20 protein-coding genes and 2 tRNA genes are annotated in these 18,367 nt (G+C 61.2%); 19 read left to right on the top strand and 3 right to left on the bottom strand.

Features of this window, described 5'->3' with window-relative positions:
- Positions 1-32: 32 nt before the first annotated feature.
- On the bottom strand, positions 33-857 hold the full coding sequence (locus BLS51_RS02045; protein ID WP_175472489.1) for a helix-turn-helix transcriptional regulator: 825 nt from the start codon (positions 855-857) through the stop codon (positions 33-35).
- Complete coding sequence (locus tag BLS51_RS02040) at positions 841-1,779, bottom strand: cation diffusion facilitator family transporter (protein ID WP_090179103.1); 939 nt, start codon at positions 1,777-1,779, stop codon at positions 841-843. Before BLS51_RS02040 ends, BLS51_RS02045 begins: the two co-directional genes overlap by 17 nt.
- 140 nt (positions 1,780-1,919) lie before the next feature.
- Here BLS51_RS02040 and BLS51_RS02035 point away from each other — a divergent pair.
- The 12 genes from BLS51_RS02035 to BLS51_RS01980 all read left to right on the top strand — a co-directional run bounded on the left by BLS51_RS02035 (position 1,920) and on the right by BLS51_RS01980 (position 12,493).
- Positions 1,920-1,996, top strand: a tRNA-Val gene (locus tag BLS51_RS02035).
- Between the two features lie 31 nt (positions 1,997-2,027).
- A tRNA-Val gene (locus BLS51_RS02030) sits at positions 2,028-2,104 on the top strand.
- 189 nt (positions 2,105-2,293) lie between these two features.
- On the top strand, positions 2,294-4,201 hold the full coding sequence (gene thrS, locus BLS51_RS02025; protein ID WP_090179106.1) for a threonine--tRNA ligase: 1,908 nt from the start codon (positions 2,294-2,296) through the stop codon (positions 4,199-4,201).
- A 20-nt stretch (positions 4,202-4,221) separates the two neighbouring features.
- Positions 4,222-4,764: a translation initiation factor IF-3 gene (gene infC, locus BLS51_RS02020; protein WP_255369053.1), complete on the top strand. Its 543-nt coding sequence runs from the start codon at positions 4,222-4,224 to the stop codon at positions 4,762-4,764.
- Between the two features lie 195 nt (positions 4,765-4,959).
- Positions 4,960-5,157: a 50S ribosomal protein L35 gene (rpmI, locus tag BLS51_RS02015; protein ID WP_090179112.1), complete on the top strand. Its 198-nt coding sequence runs from the start codon at positions 4,960-4,962 to the stop codon at positions 5,155-5,157.
- 25 nt (positions 5,158-5,182) lie between these two features.
- A complete protein-coding gene (gene rplT, locus BLS51_RS02010; protein ID WP_056156032.1) occupies positions 5,183-5,542 on the top strand; it encodes a 50S ribosomal protein L20 in 360 nt (119 codons plus the stop codon).
- Between the two features lie 78 nt (positions 5,543-5,620).
- Positions 5,621-6,640 (top strand): phenylalanine--tRNA ligase subunit alpha, encoded by a 1,020-nt coding sequence (pheS, locus tag BLS51_RS02005; RefSeq protein ID WP_090179114.1) that lies wholly within the window; start codon positions 5,621-5,623, stop codon positions 6,638-6,640.
- A gap of 32 nt (positions 6,641-6,672) precedes the next feature.
- The gene (pheT, locus tag BLS51_RS02000; protein ID WP_090179118.1) at positions 6,673-9,096 is read left to right on the top strand and encodes a phenylalanine--tRNA ligase subunit beta; all 2,424 of its coding nucleotides are present in this window, start codon (positions 6,673-6,675) and stop codon (positions 9,094-9,096) included.
- 145 nt (positions 9,097-9,241) lie between these two features.
- Entirely contained in the window at positions 9,242-9,589 is a 348-nt protein-coding gene (locus BLS51_RS01995) for an integration host factor subunit alpha (RefSeq protein ID WP_090180773.1), read from the top strand.
- A 17-nt stretch (positions 9,590-9,606) separates the two neighbouring features.
- Complete coding sequence (locus BLS51_RS01990; RefSeq protein WP_090179123.1) at positions 9,607-10,017, top strand: MerR family transcriptional regulator; 411 nt, start codon at positions 9,607-9,609, stop codon at positions 10,015-10,017.
- A gap of 142 nt (positions 10,018-10,159) precedes the next feature.
- Positions 10,160-10,792, top strand: coding sequence for a response regulator (locus BLS51_RS01985; RefSeq protein WP_090179127.1), 633 nt, complete (start codon positions 10,160-10,162; stop codon positions 10,790-10,792).
- Between the two features lie 108 nt (positions 10,793-10,900).
- The gene (locus BLS51_RS01980; RefSeq protein ID WP_090179132.1) at positions 10,901-12,493 is read left to right on the top strand and encodes a CHASE3 domain-containing protein; all 1,593 of its coding nucleotides are present in this window, start codon (positions 10,901-10,903) and stop codon (positions 12,491-12,493) included.
- Here BLS51_RS01980 and BLS51_RS01975 read toward each other — a convergent pair.
- Positions 12,390-13,169 (bottom strand): Crp/Fnr family transcriptional regulator, encoded by a 780-nt coding sequence (locus BLS51_RS01975; protein WP_090179136.1) that lies wholly within the window; start codon positions 13,167-13,169, stop codon positions 12,390-12,392. The genes BLS51_RS01980 and BLS51_RS01975 overlap by 104 nt on opposite strands.
- A 192-nt stretch (positions 13,170-13,361) precedes the next feature.
- On the opposite strand from BLS51_RS01975, the gene BLS51_RS01970 reads away from it, so the two are divergent.
- From BLS51_RS01970 to BLS51_RS01940, 7 genes are all read left to right on the top strand, one after another.
- Positions 13,362-14,030 (top strand): response regulator transcription factor, encoded by a 669-nt coding sequence (locus BLS51_RS01970; protein ID WP_090179139.1) that lies wholly within the window; start codon positions 13,362-13,364, stop codon positions 14,028-14,030.
- Positions 14,027-15,013: a sensor histidine kinase gene (locus tag BLS51_RS01965; RefSeq protein WP_090179142.1), complete on the top strand. Its 987-nt coding sequence runs from the start codon at positions 14,027-14,029 to the stop codon at positions 15,011-15,013. The genes BLS51_RS01970 and BLS51_RS01965 overlap by 4 nt, the downstream gene beginning before the upstream one ends.
- Positions 15,014-15,113: 100 nt before the next feature.
- On the top strand, positions 15,114-15,539 hold the full coding sequence (locus tag BLS51_RS01960; RefSeq protein WP_090179146.1) for a type IV pilin protein: 426 nt from the start codon (positions 15,114-15,116) through the stop codon (positions 15,537-15,539).
- Positions 15,527-16,153 (top strand): pilus assembly FimT family protein, encoded by a 627-nt coding sequence (locus BLS51_RS01955; RefSeq protein ID WP_090179150.1) that lies wholly within the window; start codon positions 15,527-15,529, stop codon positions 16,151-16,153. The genes BLS51_RS01960 and BLS51_RS01955 overlap by 13 nt, the downstream gene beginning before the upstream one ends.
- Positions 16,150-16,575, top strand: a complete 426-nt coding sequence (locus BLS51_RS01950) for a type IV pilus modification PilV family protein (protein WP_090179153.1) — start codon at positions 16,150-16,152, stop codon at positions 16,573-16,575. Before BLS51_RS01955 ends, BLS51_RS01950 begins: the two co-directional genes overlap by 4 nt.
- Position 16,576: 1 nt before the next feature.
- Complete coding sequence (locus tag BLS51_RS01945; protein ID WP_090179156.1) at positions 16,577-17,791, top strand: PilW family protein; 1,215 nt, start codon at positions 16,577-16,579, stop codon at positions 17,789-17,791.
- On the top strand, positions 17,788-18,366 hold the full coding sequence (locus BLS51_RS01940; protein ID WP_090179160.1) for a pilus assembly PilX family protein: 579 nt from the start codon (positions 17,788-17,790) through the stop codon (positions 18,364-18,366). Before BLS51_RS01945 ends, BLS51_RS01940 begins: the two co-directional genes overlap by 4 nt.
- The last annotated feature ends 1 nt before the right edge of the window (position 18,367 follow it).

The raw sequence follows: 18,367 nt of genomic DNA, 5'->3' as shown, positions 1-18,367 counted from the left end.
TCCTGAAGAGTGACGTTCCGCCCAGTATGCTGCTAAATGTGCTCATCGGATTGTATCGATGAAACCTTCATCCGCTTGCGCCATGCGCCGGGCGTGATGCCGTAGACGTTGCGGAAGCTGCGCGTCAGGTGGGCCTGGTCAACGAAGCCGGCGGCATAAGCGGCGTCTGCCAGCGAGGCGGCGCTGCCGATGACCGCCGCCGCGCGTTCCAGCCTGCGGCCGCGCAGATAATCTCCCGGCGCGCAATGCAGGTAACGCCGGAATACCCGCGCCAGATGCACCGGATGCACACCGACATAGGCAGCTACTTGCGCTACGCTCAGGTCCGGGTCTTCGCTGGCATAGATCATTTCAAACGCTGTCTTCAGCCACGATGGCGGCTGCGTGGCACGCTTGCTTTCGTCCGAGGTCAGCGGGCTGCAAGCGGCAAGCAACTGTTGCGCGCTGCCGTCGAGCAGCAGGGGATTGAGGGAGGCGTGATGGAAATCTGTGGCGATCCGGCGCGCGGTCTGGATGGCGTAAGGATCGGCAACCGACATGGCGTAGCCGTGGCCATGCGCGTCGATGCCGCCTGAAACCGCGAGAAATGTCCCGCGCCCGCCATAGAACCGGTCGCGATGCGTCGTGCCCGGTGGATTAAATACCAGCAGCGGCGTGTTTGAAATCACCGGCGCATTCTTGGCCGAGGACATATAGCCGCCTGACAGCACCAGCACGAAATGCGCTTCTTCGTGCGTATGCAGTTGTACTTCTTCTTCCGGTGCATTCGCGGCCAGCAAATGAAAGCTGAAGTCTGCGGTCTGCCGCAGCGCCGGGCCGGAGCCCCAAAAGTCGGTCCGCTTACGCTGGATGGCCATCGCTTTGAGGGGCGACTTCTGCTTGCAGCGTGATGTGGTCGATGCCATGCTTTTCCAGCAGCATGGCCTTGATGGCGTGCAGGATGTCGGGCCAGCGCTCCAGTTCGACAATTTCGACGTGGCCGATCAGCGCCGGCTGTCCGGGTGACATATCCCACACGTGCAGGTCGTGCACTGAGCAGACACCGTCAATGCGCTCCAGGTCGGCGCCGACATGGAGGTAGTTGATGTCCTCGGGCACGCCGCCCATCAGGAAGTGGTAGGACTCGCGCAGCACGCCCACCGTGGATTTCAAGATCAGCAGCGCGACAAACAGCGACAGCAGCGGATCGATTTGCATCCAGCCGGTGTAGTAGATCACCGCGCCCGATACCAGTGCCGCCACCGAGCCCAATAAATCGCCCAGCACGTTGACCAGCGCGGCGCGCGTATTCATATTGCTATCGCCGCGCGACAGCAGCCAGGCCAGCACCAGATTAATCAGCAGGCCGAGCGCGGCGACGATGAACACGGTGGCGCCATGCACTTCTTCCGGATGCGAGAAACGTGACAAAGCCTCGTAGCTAATCCAGCCGACCAGCAACAGCAGCACCAGGCTGTTGACGAAGGCCGCCAGCGCCTCGGCACGGCCGAAGCCGAATGAGTGACGCGCTGATGGCGGGCGCTTGGCGATCAGTTGCGCCAGCAGCGCCAGGCCAAGCGCGGCAGCGTCGGTCACCATGTGGCCGGCGTCAGAAATCAGTGCCAGCGAATTCGACATGAAGCCAGTCACCACCTCGACCACCGCGAAGCCCAGCGTCAGCACCAGCGCCCACGCCAGCACGGACTGGCTACGCTGCGCCGTGTAGTGTTTATAGTGCGCGTCACCGGCGCGGTGTTCGTGCAGGTGGGCGGAGGAGGTGGCGGTGGTTTCTGCTTGCATGAGTTTGTGGTTGAGTAGGGATAGCGACAGTGTAATGTAAGCCGAAACGCCACGCTTTTACGTCGCCATAGGAGAAATAGAAATGTTTCCCGTGATTACCCTTGTTTTTCTTCGAATCGCTCTCTATAATGCTGGTCTTCGGGCGGTTAGTTCAGCTGGTTAGAATACTTGGTCGACATCCAAGGGGTCGGGGATTCGAATTCCTCACCGCCCACCAGATTACGCAGTACAATTTAAGCAGTACCCACGGGCGGTTAGTTCAGCTGGTTAGAATACTTGGTCGACATCCAAGGGGTCGGGGATTCGAATTCCTCACCGCCCACCAGACATCTGTAAGAGCGAGAAAGGCAATCACGGTTATGACACCGCGAACTACTACCAAGCTTTGGGAGTGACGCTAGTCAACGGGATTCTTTTGCTTGTAAAAAAGAGAGAAAAACGCGGCTAGCCCGCGTTTTTTTTCGTCCGCATTTTTTAAATTCAATCCGGCCCGCGCGCCGACATGGAGATCACAATGATTTCAGTTCGCCTTCCTGATGGTTCTGCCCGTGAATTTGACGGTCCGGTCACCGTTGCACAAGTGGCGTCCAGCATTGCTACCAGCCTGGGCAAGGCCGCGCTGGCTGGCAAGGTCGACGGCAAAGTCGTCGATACCTCCTATTTGATCGACAAGAACGTCGACCTGGCCATCGTTACCGATAAAGATCCGGAAGGCCTGGATGTCATCCGTCACTCAACCGCCCACTTGCTGGCCTACGCCGTCAAAGAGCTGTTCCCGGACGCGCAGGTGACCATTGGCCCGGTCATCGAAAACGGCTTCTACTACGACTTCTCGTACAAGCGCCCGTTCACCCCGGACGATCTGATCGCCATCGAAAAGAAAATGGCCGAGCTGGCCAAGAAAGACGAGCCAGTCACCCGCAAGGTGCTGCCGCGCGATGAGGCCGTGGCCTACTTCAAATCGATCGGCGAAGCCTACAAGGCCGAGATCATCGCATCGATTCCTGCCGACCAGGATGTGTCGCTGTACAGCGAAGGCAATTTCACCGATCTGTGCCGTGGTCCGCACGTGCCGTCCACTGGCAAGCTGAAAGTCTTCAAGCTGATGAAGCTGGCCGGCGCCTACTGGCGTGGCGACAGCAAAAACGAGATGCTGCAACGTGTCTACGGCACCGCCTGGGCGAAAAAAGAAGACCAGGAGCAGTACCTGCACATGCTGGAAGAGGCTGAAAAGCGCGACCACCGCAAGCTGGGCAAGCAGCTGGACTTCTTCCACTTCCAGGATGAGGCGCCGGGCCTGGTGTTCTGGCATCCGAAGGGCTGGACCATCTGGCAGCAGGTGGAGCAGTACATGCGCAACAAGTACCAGGTCAACGGCTATCAGGAAGTGAAGGCGCCGCAGATTCTGGACGCCAGCCTGTGGGGCAAGACCGGCCACTGGGATAACTACCGCGAAAACATGTTTGTCACCGAGTCGGAAAACCGCTCGTACGCGTTGAAGCCGATGAATTGCCCGGGCCACGTGCAGATCTTCAACAGCAATATGCGTTCGTACCGCGACCTGCCGCTGCGTTACGGCGAGTTCGGCCAGTGCCACCGCAACGAGCCGTCGGGTGCGCTGCACGGCATCATGCGCGTGCGCGGCTTCACCCAGGATGACGGCCACATTTTCTGCACCCACGAGCAGATCGAGCCGGAAGTGGTGTCTTTCCATACGCAAGCGATGGAAGTCTATAAAGATTTCCACTTCCATAATATCGACGTCAAGCTGGCGCTGCGTCCGGACAACCGCATCGGTACCGATGAAGTCTGGGATGAGGCGGAGGAAGCATTGCGCGCCGGCCTGCGCGCCTGCGGCGTGAGTTGGACCGAGCTGCCGGGCGAGGGCGCGTTCTACGGTCCGAAGATTGAATACCACCTGAAGGATTCGCTGGGCCGCCCATGGCAGGTCGGCACCATGCAGGTCGACTTCTTCATGCCGGAGCGCCTGGGCGCCGAGTACGTGGCGGCCGACAACAGCCGCCAGGTGCCGGTGATGCTGCACCGTGCGATCGTCGGTTCGATGGAGCGCTTCATCGGCATCCTGATCGAAAACTATGCGGGCGCGCTGCCGGCATGGCTGGCGCCGGTGCAGGTTTCGGTGCTGAATATCTCGGATGCGCAGGCCGAATACGTGCAGCAAGTGGCTGAAAAGCTGCGCCGCAGCGGGTTCCGTGTGCAGACCGATTTGCGCAATGAGAAAATAAACTATAAAATACGTGAACATTCCGTCCAAAAACTGCCGTACATCCTCGTGGTGGGCGACAAGGAGCGGGATGCCAACACCGTCGCCGTGCGGGCACGGGGCAATGTCGATCTGGGCGTCATGTCCGTCGATGCCCTGATAGAGCGACTGCAACAAGACGTCGCCACCAAGGCCTGATCGCACTGGCATATCATTAGATTTTAAAAGGAATCACCATAGCTACTGACAAGTCGTCGCATCGCATCAATGGCGAAATCACTGCCCCTGAAATGCGCTTATCCGGGGTCGAAAACGAGCCGCTCGGCATCGTGAGTTTGGCCGAAGCCTTCCGCCTGGCGGAAGAGGCAAACGTCGACCTGGTCGAGATCGCGCCGAACGCGGTCCCGCCAGTCTGCCGTCTGATGGACTACGGCAAGTTCAAGTATTCGGAGCAGAAAAAGGCGCACGAAGCGAAATTGAAGCAGAAAATCATCGCCGTGAAGGAAGTCAAATTCCGTCCGGGCACCGATGATGGCGACTACAATATCAAGCTGCGTAACCTGATCAAGTTCCTGGAAGACGGTGACAAGACCAAGATCACGCTGCGTTTCCGTGGTCGCGAGATGGCGCACCAGGATATTGGTTTCCGTATGCTGGAACGCCTGAAGGCCGACCTGGAGCCGCATGGCCAGGTCGAGCAATTCCCGAAAATGGAAGGCCGTCAGATGATCATGGTGCTGGCACCGAAGAAAAAGAAGTAATCCTGCTGTCAATGGCAGATAAAAAGGGCACGGATAGTGCCCTTTTTCATTTTTTCGGCTATAATTGCCGGCTGTAGTAAATGTAGTGGACTCGCATCCGCTGCACAAACAAGTGAGAGCAGGCATCTAAGAGCGACGTAGTGTTGCCACCTGTAATCCTGTTTAATAGGAGCTGTCCGAGAGGGCAGAATATCTATGCCAAAAATGAAAACCAAGAGCTCGGCGAAAAAACGTTTTCGCGTGCGTCCAGGTGGTACCGTTAAATCGGGTATGGCTTTCAAACGCCACATCCTGACCAAGAAGACGACGAAGAACAAGCGTCAACTGCGCGGCACCCGTAACATCGATGCAGCAGACGTCCAGCGCGTCTATGCAATGATGCCATCCGCTTAATCTCACACTCATCTAAGGAGCTAATATGCCTCGAGTAAAACGTGGGGTTACTGCGCGTGCCCGTCATAAAAAAGTACTGAATCTTGCCAAAGGCTACCGCGGTCGTCGTAGCAAGGTATACCGTATCGCCAAGCAAGCAGTGATGCGCGCTGGTCAGTACGCATACCGTGACCGTCGTAACAAGAAGCGCGTCTTCCGCCGCCTGTGGATCGCCCGTATTAACGCTGCTTCCCGTGAGCACGGCGTTACCTACAGCGTATTCATGAACGGTCTGAAGAAAGCTGCAATCGAACTGGACCGTAAAGTCCTGGCCGATATGGCAGTGATGGACAAGCCAGCGTTCGCTGCGATTGTCAACGTCGTTAAAGCTAAAATCGCTGCTTAATTTCAAGCGCTGATTTACGCAAGAGAACGGGGCAAGGGTCATACCTGTGCCCCGTTTTTGATTGAGGATAAGAAACGCATGTACTCCCTGGAACAACTCGTCGCCTCAGCAGTGCAGGATTTCGACGCGGTCAAAGATGACGCCGCCGCACTGGAAAACGCCAAAGCAAAATACCTGGGCAAGACCGGCCAGATTACCGAATTGATGAAAGGCCTGGGCAAGCTCGATCCTGACGCCAAGAAGGCGCAGGGCGCGCTGATCAACGCCGCCAAGCAGCAGATCGAAGCCGCGCTGACCGCGCGCCGTGATGCGCTGGCCGAAGCCCAGCTGCAAGCCCGTTTGAACGCCGAAGCAATCGATGTCTCGCTGCCAGGCCGCGGCCGCGCCGGCGGCGGCATCCACCCGGTGATGCGCACCTGGGAACGTGTCGAAGCGATCTTCCGCTCGATCGGTTTCGACGTGGCCGATGGCCCGGAAATCGAAAACGACTGGACCAATTTCACCGCGCTGAACAGCCCGGAAAACCATCCTGCCCGTTCGATGCAGGACACCTTCTACATCGAAGGCAACGACACGCAAGGCAAGCCGCTGCTGCTGCGCACCCACACCTCGCCGATGCAGGTGCGTTATGCGCGCAACAACCAGCCACCGATCAAGGTGATCGCGCCGGGCCGCACTTACCGCGTTGACAGCGATGCGACCCACTCGCCGATGTTCCACCAGGTTGAAGGCCTGTGGATCGCCGAGAACATCAGCTTCGCCGACCTGAAGGGCGTGTACCTGAACTTCGTCAAGGCCTTCTTTGAGACCGACGACCTGCAAGTGCGCTTCCGTCCGTCATATTTCCCGTTCACCGAACCGTCGGCCGAGATCGACATCGCGTTTGGTAGCGGTCCGCTGAAGGGCCGCTGGCTGGAAGTGTCCGGCTCGGGCCAGGTGCATCCGTCGGTGGTGCGCAACTTCGGCCTCGACCCTGAGAAGTATATTGGTTTCGCGTTCGGCTCCGGCCTGGAGCGCCTGACCATGCTGCGCTACGGAATCAACGACCTGCGCCTGTTCTACGAAGGCGACCTGCGTTTCCTGAAGCAGTTCAACTAATACGGCACCGATAAAAAGAAAGTCGAACGAATATGCAATTCTCTGAAAATTGGCTGCGTACCATGGTCGATCCGAAGATGACGTCGGACGAACTGGCCCATCTGCTGACGATGTCCGGCCTGGAAGTGGAAGAAGTCGAACCGGTCGCGCCGCCGTTCTCCAACGTGGTCGTGGGCCACGTGCGCGACATGGCCAAGCACCCGAACGCTGACCGCCTGAACGTTTGCCAGGTGGACGTCGGCACCGGCACCTTGCTGACCATCGTCTGCGGCGCGCCAAACGTGCGCCCGGGCCTGAAAGTGGTCTGCGCCATGGCTGGCGCCGTGCTGCCGCCTGGCGCCGATGGCAAGCCGTTTGAAATCAAGGTAGGCCAGCTGCGCGGCGTCGAGTCGCAAGGCATGCTGTGCTCGGCCAAGGAACTGAAACTGTCGGAAGAGGGCAGCGGCCTGCTGGAACTGCCGGACGATGCACCGATCGGCAAGAACTTCCGCGACTACTACGCGCTGAACGACCTCAAATTCACCATCAAGCTGACCCCGAACAAGGCGGACTGCCTGTCGGTGCTGGGTGTGGCGCGTGAAGTGTCGGCGCTGACCGGCGTGGCGCTGAACGTGCCAACCTTCCGCCCGGTCGCCGTCAACAGCGACGAAAAACTGCCGGTGAAAATCTCGGCGCCGGACCTGTGCGGCCGTTTCTCCGGCCGTGTGATCCGTGGCCTGAACGCCAGGGCCGCGACGCCGGACTGGATGAAGCAGCGCCTGGAGCGCAGCGGCCAGCGCTCGGTCTCAGCGCTGGTGGACATCTCCAACTATGTCATGCTGGAACTCGGTCGTCCGAGCCACGTGTTCGACCTGAACAAGATCCACGGCGGCCTGGACGTGCGCTGGGGCCGCAAGGGCGAATCGCTGAAACTGCTGAACGGTAACACCGTGGCGGTCGATGAATGGGTGGGCGTGATCGCCGACGACAAGGAAATCGAATCGCTGGCCGGCATCATGGGTGGCGATGCGACCGCCGTGTCGCTGGACACTGAAAACATCTACCTGGAAGCCGCATTCTGGTGGCCAAGCGCCATCCAGGGCCGCGCCCGCAAGTACAACTTCTCGACCGACGCGGCGCACCGCTTCGAGCGCGGCGTCGATTACGCCACCACGGTCGAGCACATCGAGCGCATCACCGCGTTGCTGATCGAAATCTGCGGCACGGCCAGCACCAGGGTCGGCCCGGTTGACGACCAGACCGTCAACGTGCCACAGCGCGTGCCGGTCAAGATGCGCACCGCGCGTGCGCAGAAAGTCATCGGCGTGGCGCTGGACGACCAAGTCATTGCCGACATCTTCACCCGCCTGGCGCTGCCGTTCACGCTGGAGGACGGTGTGTTCTCGGTCACCTCGCCGTCGTACCGCTTCGACATCGAAATCGAAGAAGACCTGATCGAGGAAGTGGCGCGCGTCTACGGTTTCGAGAACATCCCGACCGTGGCGCCGGTGGCTGCCAACACCATGATCATCGCGCCGGAAAACACCCGCTCGCTGTTCGCGGTGCGTCACCAGCTGGCCGACCTGGGTTACCAGGAAGTGGTCAACATGAGCTTCGTGGAAACCGCCTGGGAGCAGGACTTTGCCGGTAACGACAATCCGATAAAGCTGCAAAACCCGATCGCCAGCCAGCTGAGCGTGATGCGTTCGACGCTGGTCGGCAGTCTGGTGGCCAACGTGCGCTACAACCTGAACCGCAAAGCCAACCGCGTGCGCGCGTTCGAGATCGGCGCCATCTACCAGCGCGACGACAGTGTCACTGACGGTCCGCTGACGGTGGCCGGTTACCACCAGCCGAAGCGCGTGGCCGGTATCGCCTACGGCCCGGTGGCAGACGAGCAGTGGGGCCTGGACACCCGCGCCGTCGACTTCTTCGACCTGAAGGCCGACCTGGAGCACCTGTTCGCCCCGTTGCAACTGCGCTTTGTCAAAGCCGAGCACCCGGCGCTGCACCCAGGCCGCTCGGCGCATGTGCTGCTGGACGGCAAGGTCATCGGCTTCATCGGTGAGCTGCACCCGCGCTGGCTGCAGAAATACGAACTGCCGAACGCAGCCATTGTGTTCGAACTTGATGCGCTTGCCTTGCAGCAACGACCTGTGCCAAAGTATGATGAGATCTCCAAATTCCCGGGCGCGACCCGTGATCTGGCGGTAGTCGTCAAACAAGCGGTCCCGGCGCAAGACTTGCTGGATGCATTTAATGCAGCTGTGCAAGACATTCCACAGGGCAAGATTGTGCAAGCTATTGTTTTGTTTGATGAATATCGCGGCAAAGGTTTGGAGGCAGACGAAAAATCACTTGCTTTCCGCTTTAGCTTGCAAGATACTCAAAACACGCTGCAAGACGACGTGGTGGAGGCCGTGATGGCTGCCGCCAGCGACGCCGCCACGCAAAAACACGGTGCGCGCCTGCGTTAAATTGCGTTGCATTCTTGACTGATCGGGAGTCCGGCCTGTGCCGGACTTGTTCATTTTTACTATAAGGCAGGGCTGGAAAATTAATAATAACGACGTTGATTCCGCCGTACTCCAATCCGCATTGGCTGCCGATTTGCACCGCGCCATGCAGGTTGCCAGAGTGCGCCAGGATGCGGAAAAGGATTTGCCTACGCTGACCAAGGCGGAACTGGCCGAACTGCTGTTCGAACAGGTCGGTCTGAACAAGCGCGAGGCCAAGGACATGGTGGAGACCTTCTTCGACGAGATCCGCAACGCGCTGGAGCGCGGCGAGGCCGTCAAACTGTCCGGTTTCGGCAACTTCCAGCTGCGCGACAAGCCGCAGCGTCCAGGCCGCAACCCGAAAACCGGCGAAGAAATCCCGATCACGGCGCGCCGCGTCGTGACTTTCCACGCCAGCCAGAAACTCAAGGGCATGGTGGAAGAGAGCAATCCGATGGCGCGCGCCGCCTGAGCCGGAGCTGAGTCGCAATGAACGATCGTCCCGCCAAGTCCGAACTGGTGGTCCTGCCGCCGATCCCGGCCAAGCGCTACTTCACCATCGGCGAAGTCAGCGAGCTGTGTGGCGTCAAGCCGCATGTGCTGCGTTACTGGGAGCAGGAGTTCACCCAGCTGAAGCCGGTCAAGCGCCGTGGCAACCGCCGCTATTACCAGCACCATGAGGTGCTGCTGATACGCCGCATCCGCGAGCTGCTGTACGAGCAGGGCTTTACCATCAGCGGCGCCCGCAATAAACTGGACCACCGCAGCAACGGCAGCGCAGAGTATGATGACGGTGCAGCTGTCAACGGCATGCCGCCCGTGGCCGTTATTCCGCCACTGGACCGTGACTTCATCCGCAGCGAATTGCTGGCCATAATCGACTTGCTTAAAGTCGACTGAAAGGCCCGCACACGACTGGCGCAAAGCACGGATGGCAGCATGATTGCTGCTATACTTTCAATATTATTCGATTATCAGCGATGAAAGCTGATGCACGGTGGCGGACAGTCCGGGCCTATGCCGGACACGACGAGAGGAAACAATGATACGCGTTGCCATTTGTGACGACCATCAAATTGTAAGAGCAGGCTTTAAACAGATTTTTTCGTCCTCGGATGACTTCGAGGTAGTGGCGGAAGCCGGGACCGGCCGCGAAGCGCTGGATATCGCCCGCCGCGAAATTTGCGATGTGCTATTGCTCGATATCGCCATGCCGGATCAAAGCGGTATCGACACTTTGCGCACCATACGCCAGGGCCAGCCCGACCTGCCGGTGCTGATCTTGTCCGGCTATCCGGCGCAGCAGTACGCGCTGAACCTGTTCAAGATGGGCGCCAACGGCTACCTGAACAAGGAATGCGAAGCGGATGAGCTGATCACTGCGGTGCGCACGGTCTTCCAGGGCCGTCGCTACGTCAGTTCGCAAGTGGGTGAGTTGCTGGCGCAGAGCTTTGACCGCGACCCCAACAAGGCCCCGCACACGGAGCTGTCGGACCGCGAGTTCCAGGTGTTCCTGCGCCTGGCGCGTGGCGCCACCGTGTCGGACATCGGCGTGGCTTTGTCGCTGAGTATCAAAACCGTCAGTACCTATCGCACCCGCATCATGGAAAAGATGGGCATGCAGTCGAATTCCGACCTGACCTACTACGCGATGAAGAACAATCTTTTAGATTAGCAATATGTGCGCACTGTTGGGGTGCGCACAGACACATCTATTTTTCTTCCGGTCTATAATTGGTTAGCCTGGCATATCATTGCCTTGCCTCAATAGAGAAGGAAGTAGATGTATTTCACCGCAGAAACAGCGCCGCACCATCGCATGCCGCTGTACAAGACTGTCTTGTGCGTGACCTGCGCGTTGCTGCTGATCGTCAACGGTTTTAGCCTGTTTCATAATTTGCAAGCATTGCGCGGCGCGCAAGTCCTGCTCGGTCAGACTGCGCGCGTGGCCGACCGCCTGCAATACCTGAACGTGCTGGTGCTGGATGCCGAGAGCAGCATGCGCAGTTATTTCCTTTCCGGTCGCGATTCCTACCTGGGGCCAACGCGCACCGTGCTGGCCGACAGCGAAGCCGAGTTCCGCGAGCTGGAAAAACTGCTGGCCGATAATCCTTCGCAACTGAAAAACCTGGTCCAGCTGCATACGCTGGTGCGCCGCCGCCTCAGCATCATGAACCAGGCGATCGACGTCTATCGCGACGGCGGCCTGGCGGAAATCGTCAACATCGCCAAGCTCAGTGACGACCGCGCCAGCATGGACGAGATCCGCCTGCTGGTGGTCATCATGGAGCAGGAGCAGAACGAAACGCTGAACACGCGCAGCGCGATGTTCTATCAGGAGTACCAGAAGGCGGTGTGGCTGGGCGTCAGCATCAATGCGCTGGCCATCATGGTGCTGATCATGTTTTACCAGCTGGTGCGGCGCAGCTTTGCGCACCGCGCGGCGGTGGAATATGCGCTGCAAAGCGCCAACGAGAACCTGGAAACCACCGTGCAGCAGCGTACCGAGCAGCTGTCGGTGCTGTCGCGCCGGCTCATCAGCGTCAGCGAGGAAGAGAAGGTGCGCCTGTCGCGCGAGCTGCATGATGAACTGGGCGCCAACCTGACGTCGATCAGCATGGACATCGCCGCCGTCACGCAGCAGCTGCGCAACACCCATCCGGAACTCGCCGAGCAGCTGAAGCGGGCGCGCGGCACGCTGGTGGAAACGGTGGAAATGAAGCGCCGGATTGTCGAGAATCTGCGCCCGAGCCTGCTGGATAACCTGGGCCTGTGCGCGGCCATCGAAAGCTATTGCCAGGAATTCAGCCGCCTGTCGAAAGTGCGCTGCGACTGCAATGTGGCAGCGGAAATTGAAGGCTTGAGCCGTCATTCAGGGGATTTGTCGATTGCTTTGTTCCGTATCGTGCAGGAATCGCTGACCAATATCCGCAAATATGCGCAGGCCAGCCGCGTGACGGTCACGCTGAACCGCAATCAGGAAGGATTGATGCTGCGGATCATCGACGACGGCGTCGGCATTGCGCCGGACACCATCATCAAGCCGATGTCGCACGGCTTGCTCGGCATGCGCGAACGCGCCTTGCAGCTGGGCGGCACGATGAATATCCGCCGTGGCCGCAGCGATGCCGGCACCTGCATCGAGGTAGCGATTCCCTTGCGCAGCCGCGATGGGGCGGCGCCGTCCAACGAACCGCCGGACCACGAGCGCAGGGTGTCGCCGCAGGCGCCGCCAATGATGACGATACTGCCGCCCGCCATCAGCGAGGTCATCAGCAACGCGCTACATCCAGGCGCAGACGATCAAACTCCGTCTTCGCCACCTTATAGCACTCACCCGCATAAGCCTCCAGACCTGACCGATCAAGCACAGTGATGTTGCCACGGCGGTAGGTAATAAGGCCCTCGTCCTGCAGCTTGCCGGCGGCGGCGGTGATGCTTTCGCGGCGCACGCCCAGCATGATGGAAATCATTTCCTGGGTGACCTTCAGCGCATTCGATGGCGAACGGTCGAGACGGTCCAGCAGCCAGCGGCACAGTTTCTGTTCGATCGAGCTGTGGCGGCCGCCGACGGCGTTCTGCGCCATTTGTGCGAACAGCGCGGTGTTGTAGCGCATCAGCAGCGCAGGCAGGGCACCGCCTTTGGCAAACGCGGCGCGCAGGTGTTCCGCCTTCATGCGGTAGCCATAGCCGGCTGCTTGTACCACGGCGCTGCACATGGCGCGCTCGCCTTCGAACAGCGACACGCCTACCACGCCTTCATGGCCGACCACGGCGATTTCGGTGGTGGCGCCGTCTTCCATCACATACAGCAGTGAAACGATGGCGCTGGTTGGAAAATGCACATACTCCATCGCGGTGCCGAATTCAAACAGCTCCTTGCCGAAGGGCAGTTGTACCAGTTCCAGGTGTTCAAACAGGGATTCCAGGACTTCGCGGGGCAGCGCGCCCAGCAACTCATTCTGCTGTGCACCGCTGTAAGTGACCACAGGCCGGGCCGCAATATTCTTGTAGGCGTTCTTGGTGATTGCGTTGACTTGGGTGTTGTTCATGGAGTTCCTCACAAGCTAGTTACGTGTTGGTGTAACTTTATGAGGAATGTTAATTGGCGAACATAAGAGCAGGGGACGCACGAGTGTAGGCATGGATCAGGCAGGTCTGTAGTCCTGATCCTACGCGCCCACTGTCTTTCTATGGGAGGCAGCGGCATAATGGCATACATCCCGAAAACAGGGCGCACGAATATGCATGTACTGGTGGTCGAAGACGACGCAGTGTTGGCAGATGGCCTCAGCCGGGCGCTGGGCAGTCATGGCATGCAGGTCGAGGTGGTCGGCAACGGTGCCCAGGCCGACCTGCTGCTGCAACGCGTGACGACGGTGGAAGTGGTGCTGCTGGATATCGGCCTGCCCGGCATCGACGGTTTTGAGGTCGTGCGCCGCCTGCGCGCGCGGGGCGCCAGCGTGCCGGTGCTGCTGCTGACGGCGCGTGACGCCATCGAGGACCGCGTGCGCGGCCTGGAACAGGGCGCTGATGACTACCTGGTGAAGCCGTTCGCCACGGCCGAGCTGGTGGCACGCATCAAGGCGCTGGCGCGGCGCCATACGCCCAGGCCGGCTGCGCTGTCGCTGGGCGATTTGTCGCTGGATACGTGCACCAGGCGCGCGCGTGTCGGCGACCAGGCGATCGAACTGTCGGTACGCGAGTGGGCTGTGCTGGAATATCTGCTGCAACACGCAGCGCGCGTGGTGTCCAAGCAGCAGATCATCGATGCCATCCTGCCCTGGGGCGATGACCTGAGCCTGAACGCGGTGGAGGTGTATATCTCGCGCCTGCGACTGAAGCTGGCCGACGCCGGCGTCACCATCCGCACCATTCGCGGCTTCGGCTACCTGCTGGAGCTGGCCGCATGAGCAGCATCCGCCTGCGCCTGCTGAAGTGGCTGATTCCGCCCATCCTGCTGATGAACCTGGGCGCCGGCGCATTGGCTTACGTGCTGGCGCCGCCGCCATTGCGCGAAGCGGTGCTGCGCACGCTGGTGCTACTGGAAATCGTGCTGGCGCTGGCTTGCGTGGCGCTGATCTGGTTCTCCGTCAGCAGCGGGCTGCGGCCGCTGAACCGGCTGCGCGCCGAACTGAACCAGCGCGAAGGCGACGATCTTGCCGCCATCGCCGCCGATGATGTGCCGTATGAGCTGGAACCGGTGGTGTCGGCCTTCAACGGCCTGCTGGCCAAGGTGGGCGAGGGCGCGCAGGCACGGCAGGATTTCCTCGCCAACGTCGCGCACCAGCTGCGTACGCCGCTGGCGGGGCTGAAGACACAGCTGGAGTGGCTGGGCGCGCGGCATGCGGAGCCGGACAGTGCGCAGTCGGTGCGGCTGATGCTGTCCGCCACCGAGCGCATGATACGGCAGACCAATCAGTTGCTGTCGCTGGCGCGCGCCGAACCGCATCACTTCGAGAAAGCCCGGCTGGAGCCGCTGGCGCTGGATGCGCTGGTGGCCGAGGCGGTGCAGGGGTTTGTCGATCAGGCGACGCTGAAGTCGATCGACATCGGCTTCGACCTGCAAGCGGCCACCATCACCGGTGATCGTTTCCTGCTGCGTGACCTGATCGACAACCTGATCGATAACGCCATCCGCTACACGCCGCCGCGTGGCGCGGTGACGGTGACAGTGCGCCCCGGCCTGCTGACTGTGGAAGATAACGGCCCCGGCATCCCGCCGGCCCGGCGCGAACAGGTGTTCAACCGCTACGTGCGGCTGGATGACAAGAGCCACGGCAGCGGCCTCGGGCTGGCCATCGTGCGCGACATCGCCGTAGTGCACGGCGCCGGTCTGGTCATTTCCGCACCGAAAAGCGGGCGGGGCGCCTTGTTCACGGTGAAATTCCGCTGAGTTTGTGCGATCGTCAGCGGTTTGTCAGGTTTCCCTCAGGGAATTGCAAGGCGGCAAGCGTACACTGATCCCCAGCAGATAAGCGACGGGGAGCACGGCCATGAAGCACATTCACCGGGGTTTCACACTGATCGAAGTGCTGGTCACGGTGGCGATTGTCGGCATTCTGCTGGCGGTCGCGGTGCCGGCCTACAGCGACTATGTGACCCGTGGCCGCCTGAACGAGGCATTCACCGGCCTGGGCGGCGCGCAGCCGGCCGCCGAGCAGTTCTGGGCCAACAACCGCACCTATGTCGGCTTTGACGGTTCGGCCGGCTTTCCGCAGGCATCGCCCAACTTCACCTACGCGCTGAGCAACGCCACCGCCTCCACCTACACCATCACTGCCACCGGCCGCAGCAAGACCTCGGGCTTTGCCTACACCATCAACGAGAGCGGCACGCACGCCACCACCGCCAGCCCGACCGGCTGGGGCACCAATGCCGACTGCTGGGTCGACCACAAGGGCGGCGCATGTACCGAATAAGCTTCCAGCCCGGCTTCACGCTGATCGAGTTGCTGGTGACGATCACCATCTTCGGCGTCATGCTGGCGATCGGCATTCCCAACGCCGGCAGCTGGCTGCTGGCCAACCGCGCGCGCAGCGTCAGCGAGTTTTACGCTGAAGGCTTCGGCATGGCGCGGCGCGAGGCGATCGCGCACAACACCGCCAGCCGCATTTCGCTGACGCCCAACGAGAATAACGGCCAGATGGATTGGCAGATCGACCTGTGCTATGTCGGCGCCGATACCCAATGCCTGCCCGGCCAGGACGGCTGGTCGACCACCGACACGCCCTCGGCCAATGATCCGCTGGGCGCGACCGGCTACCGCTCGGTGCGGCGCCTGGCCGGCGGCCTGCCATCGGGTGAGGTGCTGCAACCGAGTGTGCAGCCGGAGGGCAGTTCGCAGGTGTATTACACGGCGCTGGGCTGGGTTAACACCACGTTTGCCGAACGCCTGACGCAGCTGCGGCTGACACCGGCCGGCAAGTATGCCAGCGAAGTGCCCACGGTCGCCTTGAACATCACGCTGGCCGGCATGGCGGTCAAGTGCGATCCGACTGTCACCGTCCACGATAGCCGGGCCTGTCCGCCATGAAAACGCTCGTGCGCCCACGCTGCCAGGACGGCATCGCCTTGCTGGAAGCGATGCTGGCCATCGTGATCCTTGGCATTGGCCTGCTGGGCACGGTAGGCATGCAGGCGCGCGCCTATTCGGCGTTGTCGGATGCCGGCATGCGCGCCGAAGCGACGCTGGCCACTGAAAAACTGATCGGTGTGATGAACGCCGACGTCGCCAACATCGGCCTGTACAACCTGGCCGAGAACGCCTCGCCGAATGCCCGGCTGACGCCATGGGTGCAGGAAACCAGGGCGGCCATCCCCGGCGCCGTGCTGTCGGTGGCGGTGGCCGACCAGCCGGCGCAGAACCGCTACCAGGTGGACATTTCGATCCGCTGGCAGCGCAAGGCGCGCAGCGAAGCCAACCGGCACCGCGTCACCTCCTATATCGCGCGCTGACATGGTTAACTTGCTCATACGCCGCACACACGGTTTCTCGCTGGTGGAGCTCATGGTCAGCGTGGTGATCGGCCTGCTGGCGCTGCTGTTTGCCACGCGGCTGGTCATCAGCGGCGAGGCCAACAAGGATGCAGCGGTTGGCGGTGGCGATTCGATGCAGAACGGCATGCTGGCCATGTTCCAGCTGAGCGGCGACGCCGCCATCGCCGGCTGGGGACTGAACGACCGCACCGTCAACGGCTGCGCCACCAATTTCAGCGACCAGCGCGGCTACCAGTTGCTGACCGCGCAGCGCGACGGCAACAGCATCACGCCGCTGGCGGCGGTGGTGATCCAGTCCAACGGCGCCAATCCCGACGTGATCTCGTTCAATAGCGGCAGCTCCAATGCTGGCGTCGGCTCGACGCTGATGAAGGCCAACTACACCGGCGAGGCGTTTGTGGTCGGCGCCGAGAGCACGCCTTACGGCTACAACCCTGGCGACGTGCTGGTGGTGGCGCCACAGACGCCGGACCGGCCTTGCTCGGTGATGCAGATCGCCGGCTTTAACCCTGCCACCGGGCGCGGCGCCGAGATGCAGCTGCAAGGCGGCAGCCAGTACCGCTACAACGCCATCGCCGGCATGGCGCAAAACTACGCGATGAACGTCACGTATATGTACAACCTGGGCCAGCCGGACCAGTTGCATTTCCACATCTGGTCGGTCGACAACGGCGTGCTGCTGCTGCGCGCCACCGACCTGGCCGGCGCGGCGGCGGCTGGCGTTTCGGTGGCGGACAACATTGTCTCGATCAAGGCGCAGTACGGCTTCGACACGCGGGTACTGGCCAGCTACGATCCGAACCCGGCCAACAACGGCAAGCAACTGCTGCCGACCGCCAACGGCGGCATGCAGATCGGCGCCTGGAGCGGTGCCATGATCGATGCCGACAGCGACGGCTCCAATGGCGGCCTGGGCGACTATCAGCGCATCGCCGCCGTGCGCATTGCCGTGGTGGCGCGCAGCAAGACGGTTGAGCGGCCGGGTCCGGGCGCCGAATGCACGGCCACCGCTGTCATGCCGACCGTGTTTGCCAGCAGCGTGCCGACCGGCGTGCAGGCGGTGCCGGTGCAGGTCAACGTCGCGGTGGCGGGCGACACACTCAGCTGGAAGTGCTACCGCTACCGTGTGTTTGAAACCATCGTTCCCATTGTGAATGCACAGTACCGACCATGATTACCTCGACCTTCCAGCGCGGCATCGCCTTGCCCATCATGCTCATCATGCTGGCGGTAATGATGGTGAGCAGCATTTACCTGCTGAAGTCCAGCACCTCGACCACGCTGACCACCAGCAACCTGGCCTATGACGCCGCCATGACCAAGGCCGCCGACGCCGGCCTGCACGCCGGCTTCACCTACTTGCGCAATCTGGCCACCAAGGCCGACCTGCTGGCCGACCAGCCGTCGGCCGGCTATGTCGCCACGCTGTCGCAGGCCTGGACCGCCAGCAATCCCAACTTCTGGCTGGGCTCGGTGACGTTGCCAGCGGATGCAGACGGCAACCGGGTCGAGTACGTCATTCACCGCCTGTGCAATTTTGCTGGTTCCTATGACGCGAACAACAACAAATGCCAGACCACGGCGCCGCGTCCGGGCACCACCGGACCGCGCGCGCTGGGCGAAACCTTGCGGGTCGATGCGCCCAACCTGGCCAGCACGGCGCAGATCCATTACGTGGTCACGGCGCGCGTGTTCGGGCCGCGCGGCGGCAATGTGGTGACGCAGGCGGTCATCATGAAGGGGCCTTGAG

Origin of the sequence: Duganella sp. OV510, from assembly GCF_900100205.1 — a bacterium.
Taxonomy (GTDB): Bacteria; Pseudomonadota; Gammaproteobacteria; order Burkholderiales; family Burkholderiaceae_D; genus Rugamonas.
Note: the sequence above shows the minus strand (reverse complement) of the source record. Positions and strands in the feature narration are given on the sequence as shown.

What these genes read in the sequence shown, in the direction of transcription:
- pheS (WP_090179114.1), top strand. Translation starts at nt 5,621, where the DNA reads ATGTACTCCCTGGAACAACTCGTCGCCTCAGCAGTGCAGGATTTCGAC.
- BLS51_RS01980 (WP_090179132.1), top strand. Translation starts at nt 10,901, where the DNA reads ATGTATTTCACCGCAGAAACAGCGCCGCACCATCGCATGCCGCTGTAC.
- rpmI (WP_090179112.1), top strand. Translation starts at nt 4,960, where the DNA reads ATGCCAAAAATGAAAACCAAGAGCTCGGCGAAAAAACGTTTTCGCGTG.
- BLS51_RS01950 (WP_090179153.1), top strand. Translation starts at nt 16,150, where the DNA reads ATGAAAACGCTCGTGCGCCCACGCTGCCAGGACGGCATCGCCTTGCTG.
- BLS51_RS01945 (WP_090179156.1), top strand. Translation starts at nt 16,577, where the DNA reads ATGGTTAACTTGCTCATACGCCGCACACACGGTTTCTCGCTGGTGGAG.
- BLS51_RS01990 (WP_090179123.1), top strand. Translation starts at nt 9,607, where the DNA reads ATGAACGATCGTCCCGCCAAGTCCGAACTGGTGGTCCTGCCGCCGATC.
- BLS51_RS01995 (WP_090180773.1), top strand. Translation starts at nt 9,242, where the DNA reads ATGCAGGTTGCCAGAGTGCGCCAGGATGCGGAAAAGGATTTGCCTACG.
- BLS51_RS01970 (WP_090179139.1), top strand. Translation starts at nt 13,362, where the DNA reads ATGCATGTACTGGTGGTCGAAGACGACGCAGTGTTGGCAGATGGCCTC.
- BLS51_RS01960 (WP_090179146.1), top strand. Translation starts at nt 15,114, where the DNA reads ATGAAGCACATTCACCGGGGTTTCACACTGATCGAAGTGCTGGTCACG.
- rplT (WP_056156032.1), top strand. Translation starts at nt 5,183, where the DNA reads ATGCCTCGAGTAAAACGTGGGGTTACTGCGCGTGCCCGTCATAAAAAA.
- BLS51_RS01975 (WP_090179136.1), bottom strand. Translation starts at nt 13,169, where the DNA reads ATGAACAACACCCAAGTCAACGCAATCACCAAGAACGCCTACAAGAAT.
- BLS51_RS02045 (WP_175472489.1), bottom strand. Translation starts at nt 857, where the DNA reads ATGGCCATCCAGCGTAAGCGGACCGACTTTTGGGGCTCCGGCCCGGCG.
- thrS (WP_090179106.1), top strand. Translation starts at nt 2,294, where the DNA reads ATGATTTCAGTTCGCCTTCCTGATGGTTCTGCCCGTGAATTTGACGGT.
- BLS51_RS01985 (WP_090179127.1), top strand. Translation starts at nt 10,160, where the DNA reads ATGATACGCGTTGCCATTTGTGACGACCATCAAATTGTAAGAGCAGGC.
- BLS51_RS01955 (WP_090179150.1), top strand. Translation starts at nt 15,527, where the DNA reads ATGTACCGAATAAGCTTCCAGCCCGGCTTCACGCTGATCGAGTTGCTG.
- pheT (WP_090179118.1), top strand. Translation starts at nt 6,673, where the DNA reads ATGCAATTCTCTGAAAATTGGCTGCGTACCATGGTCGATCCGAAGATG.
- BLS51_RS01940 (WP_090179160.1), top strand. Translation starts at nt 17,788, where the DNA reads ATGATTACCTCGACCTTCCAGCGCGGCATCGCCTTGCCCATCATGCTC.
- BLS51_RS02040 (WP_090179103.1), bottom strand. Translation starts at nt 1,779, where the DNA reads ATGCAAGCAGAAACCACCGCCACCTCCTCCGCCCACCTGCACGAACAC.
- BLS51_RS01965 (WP_090179142.1), top strand. Translation starts at nt 14,027, where the DNA reads ATGAGCAGCATCCGCCTGCGCCTGCTGAAGTGGCTGATTCCGCCCATC.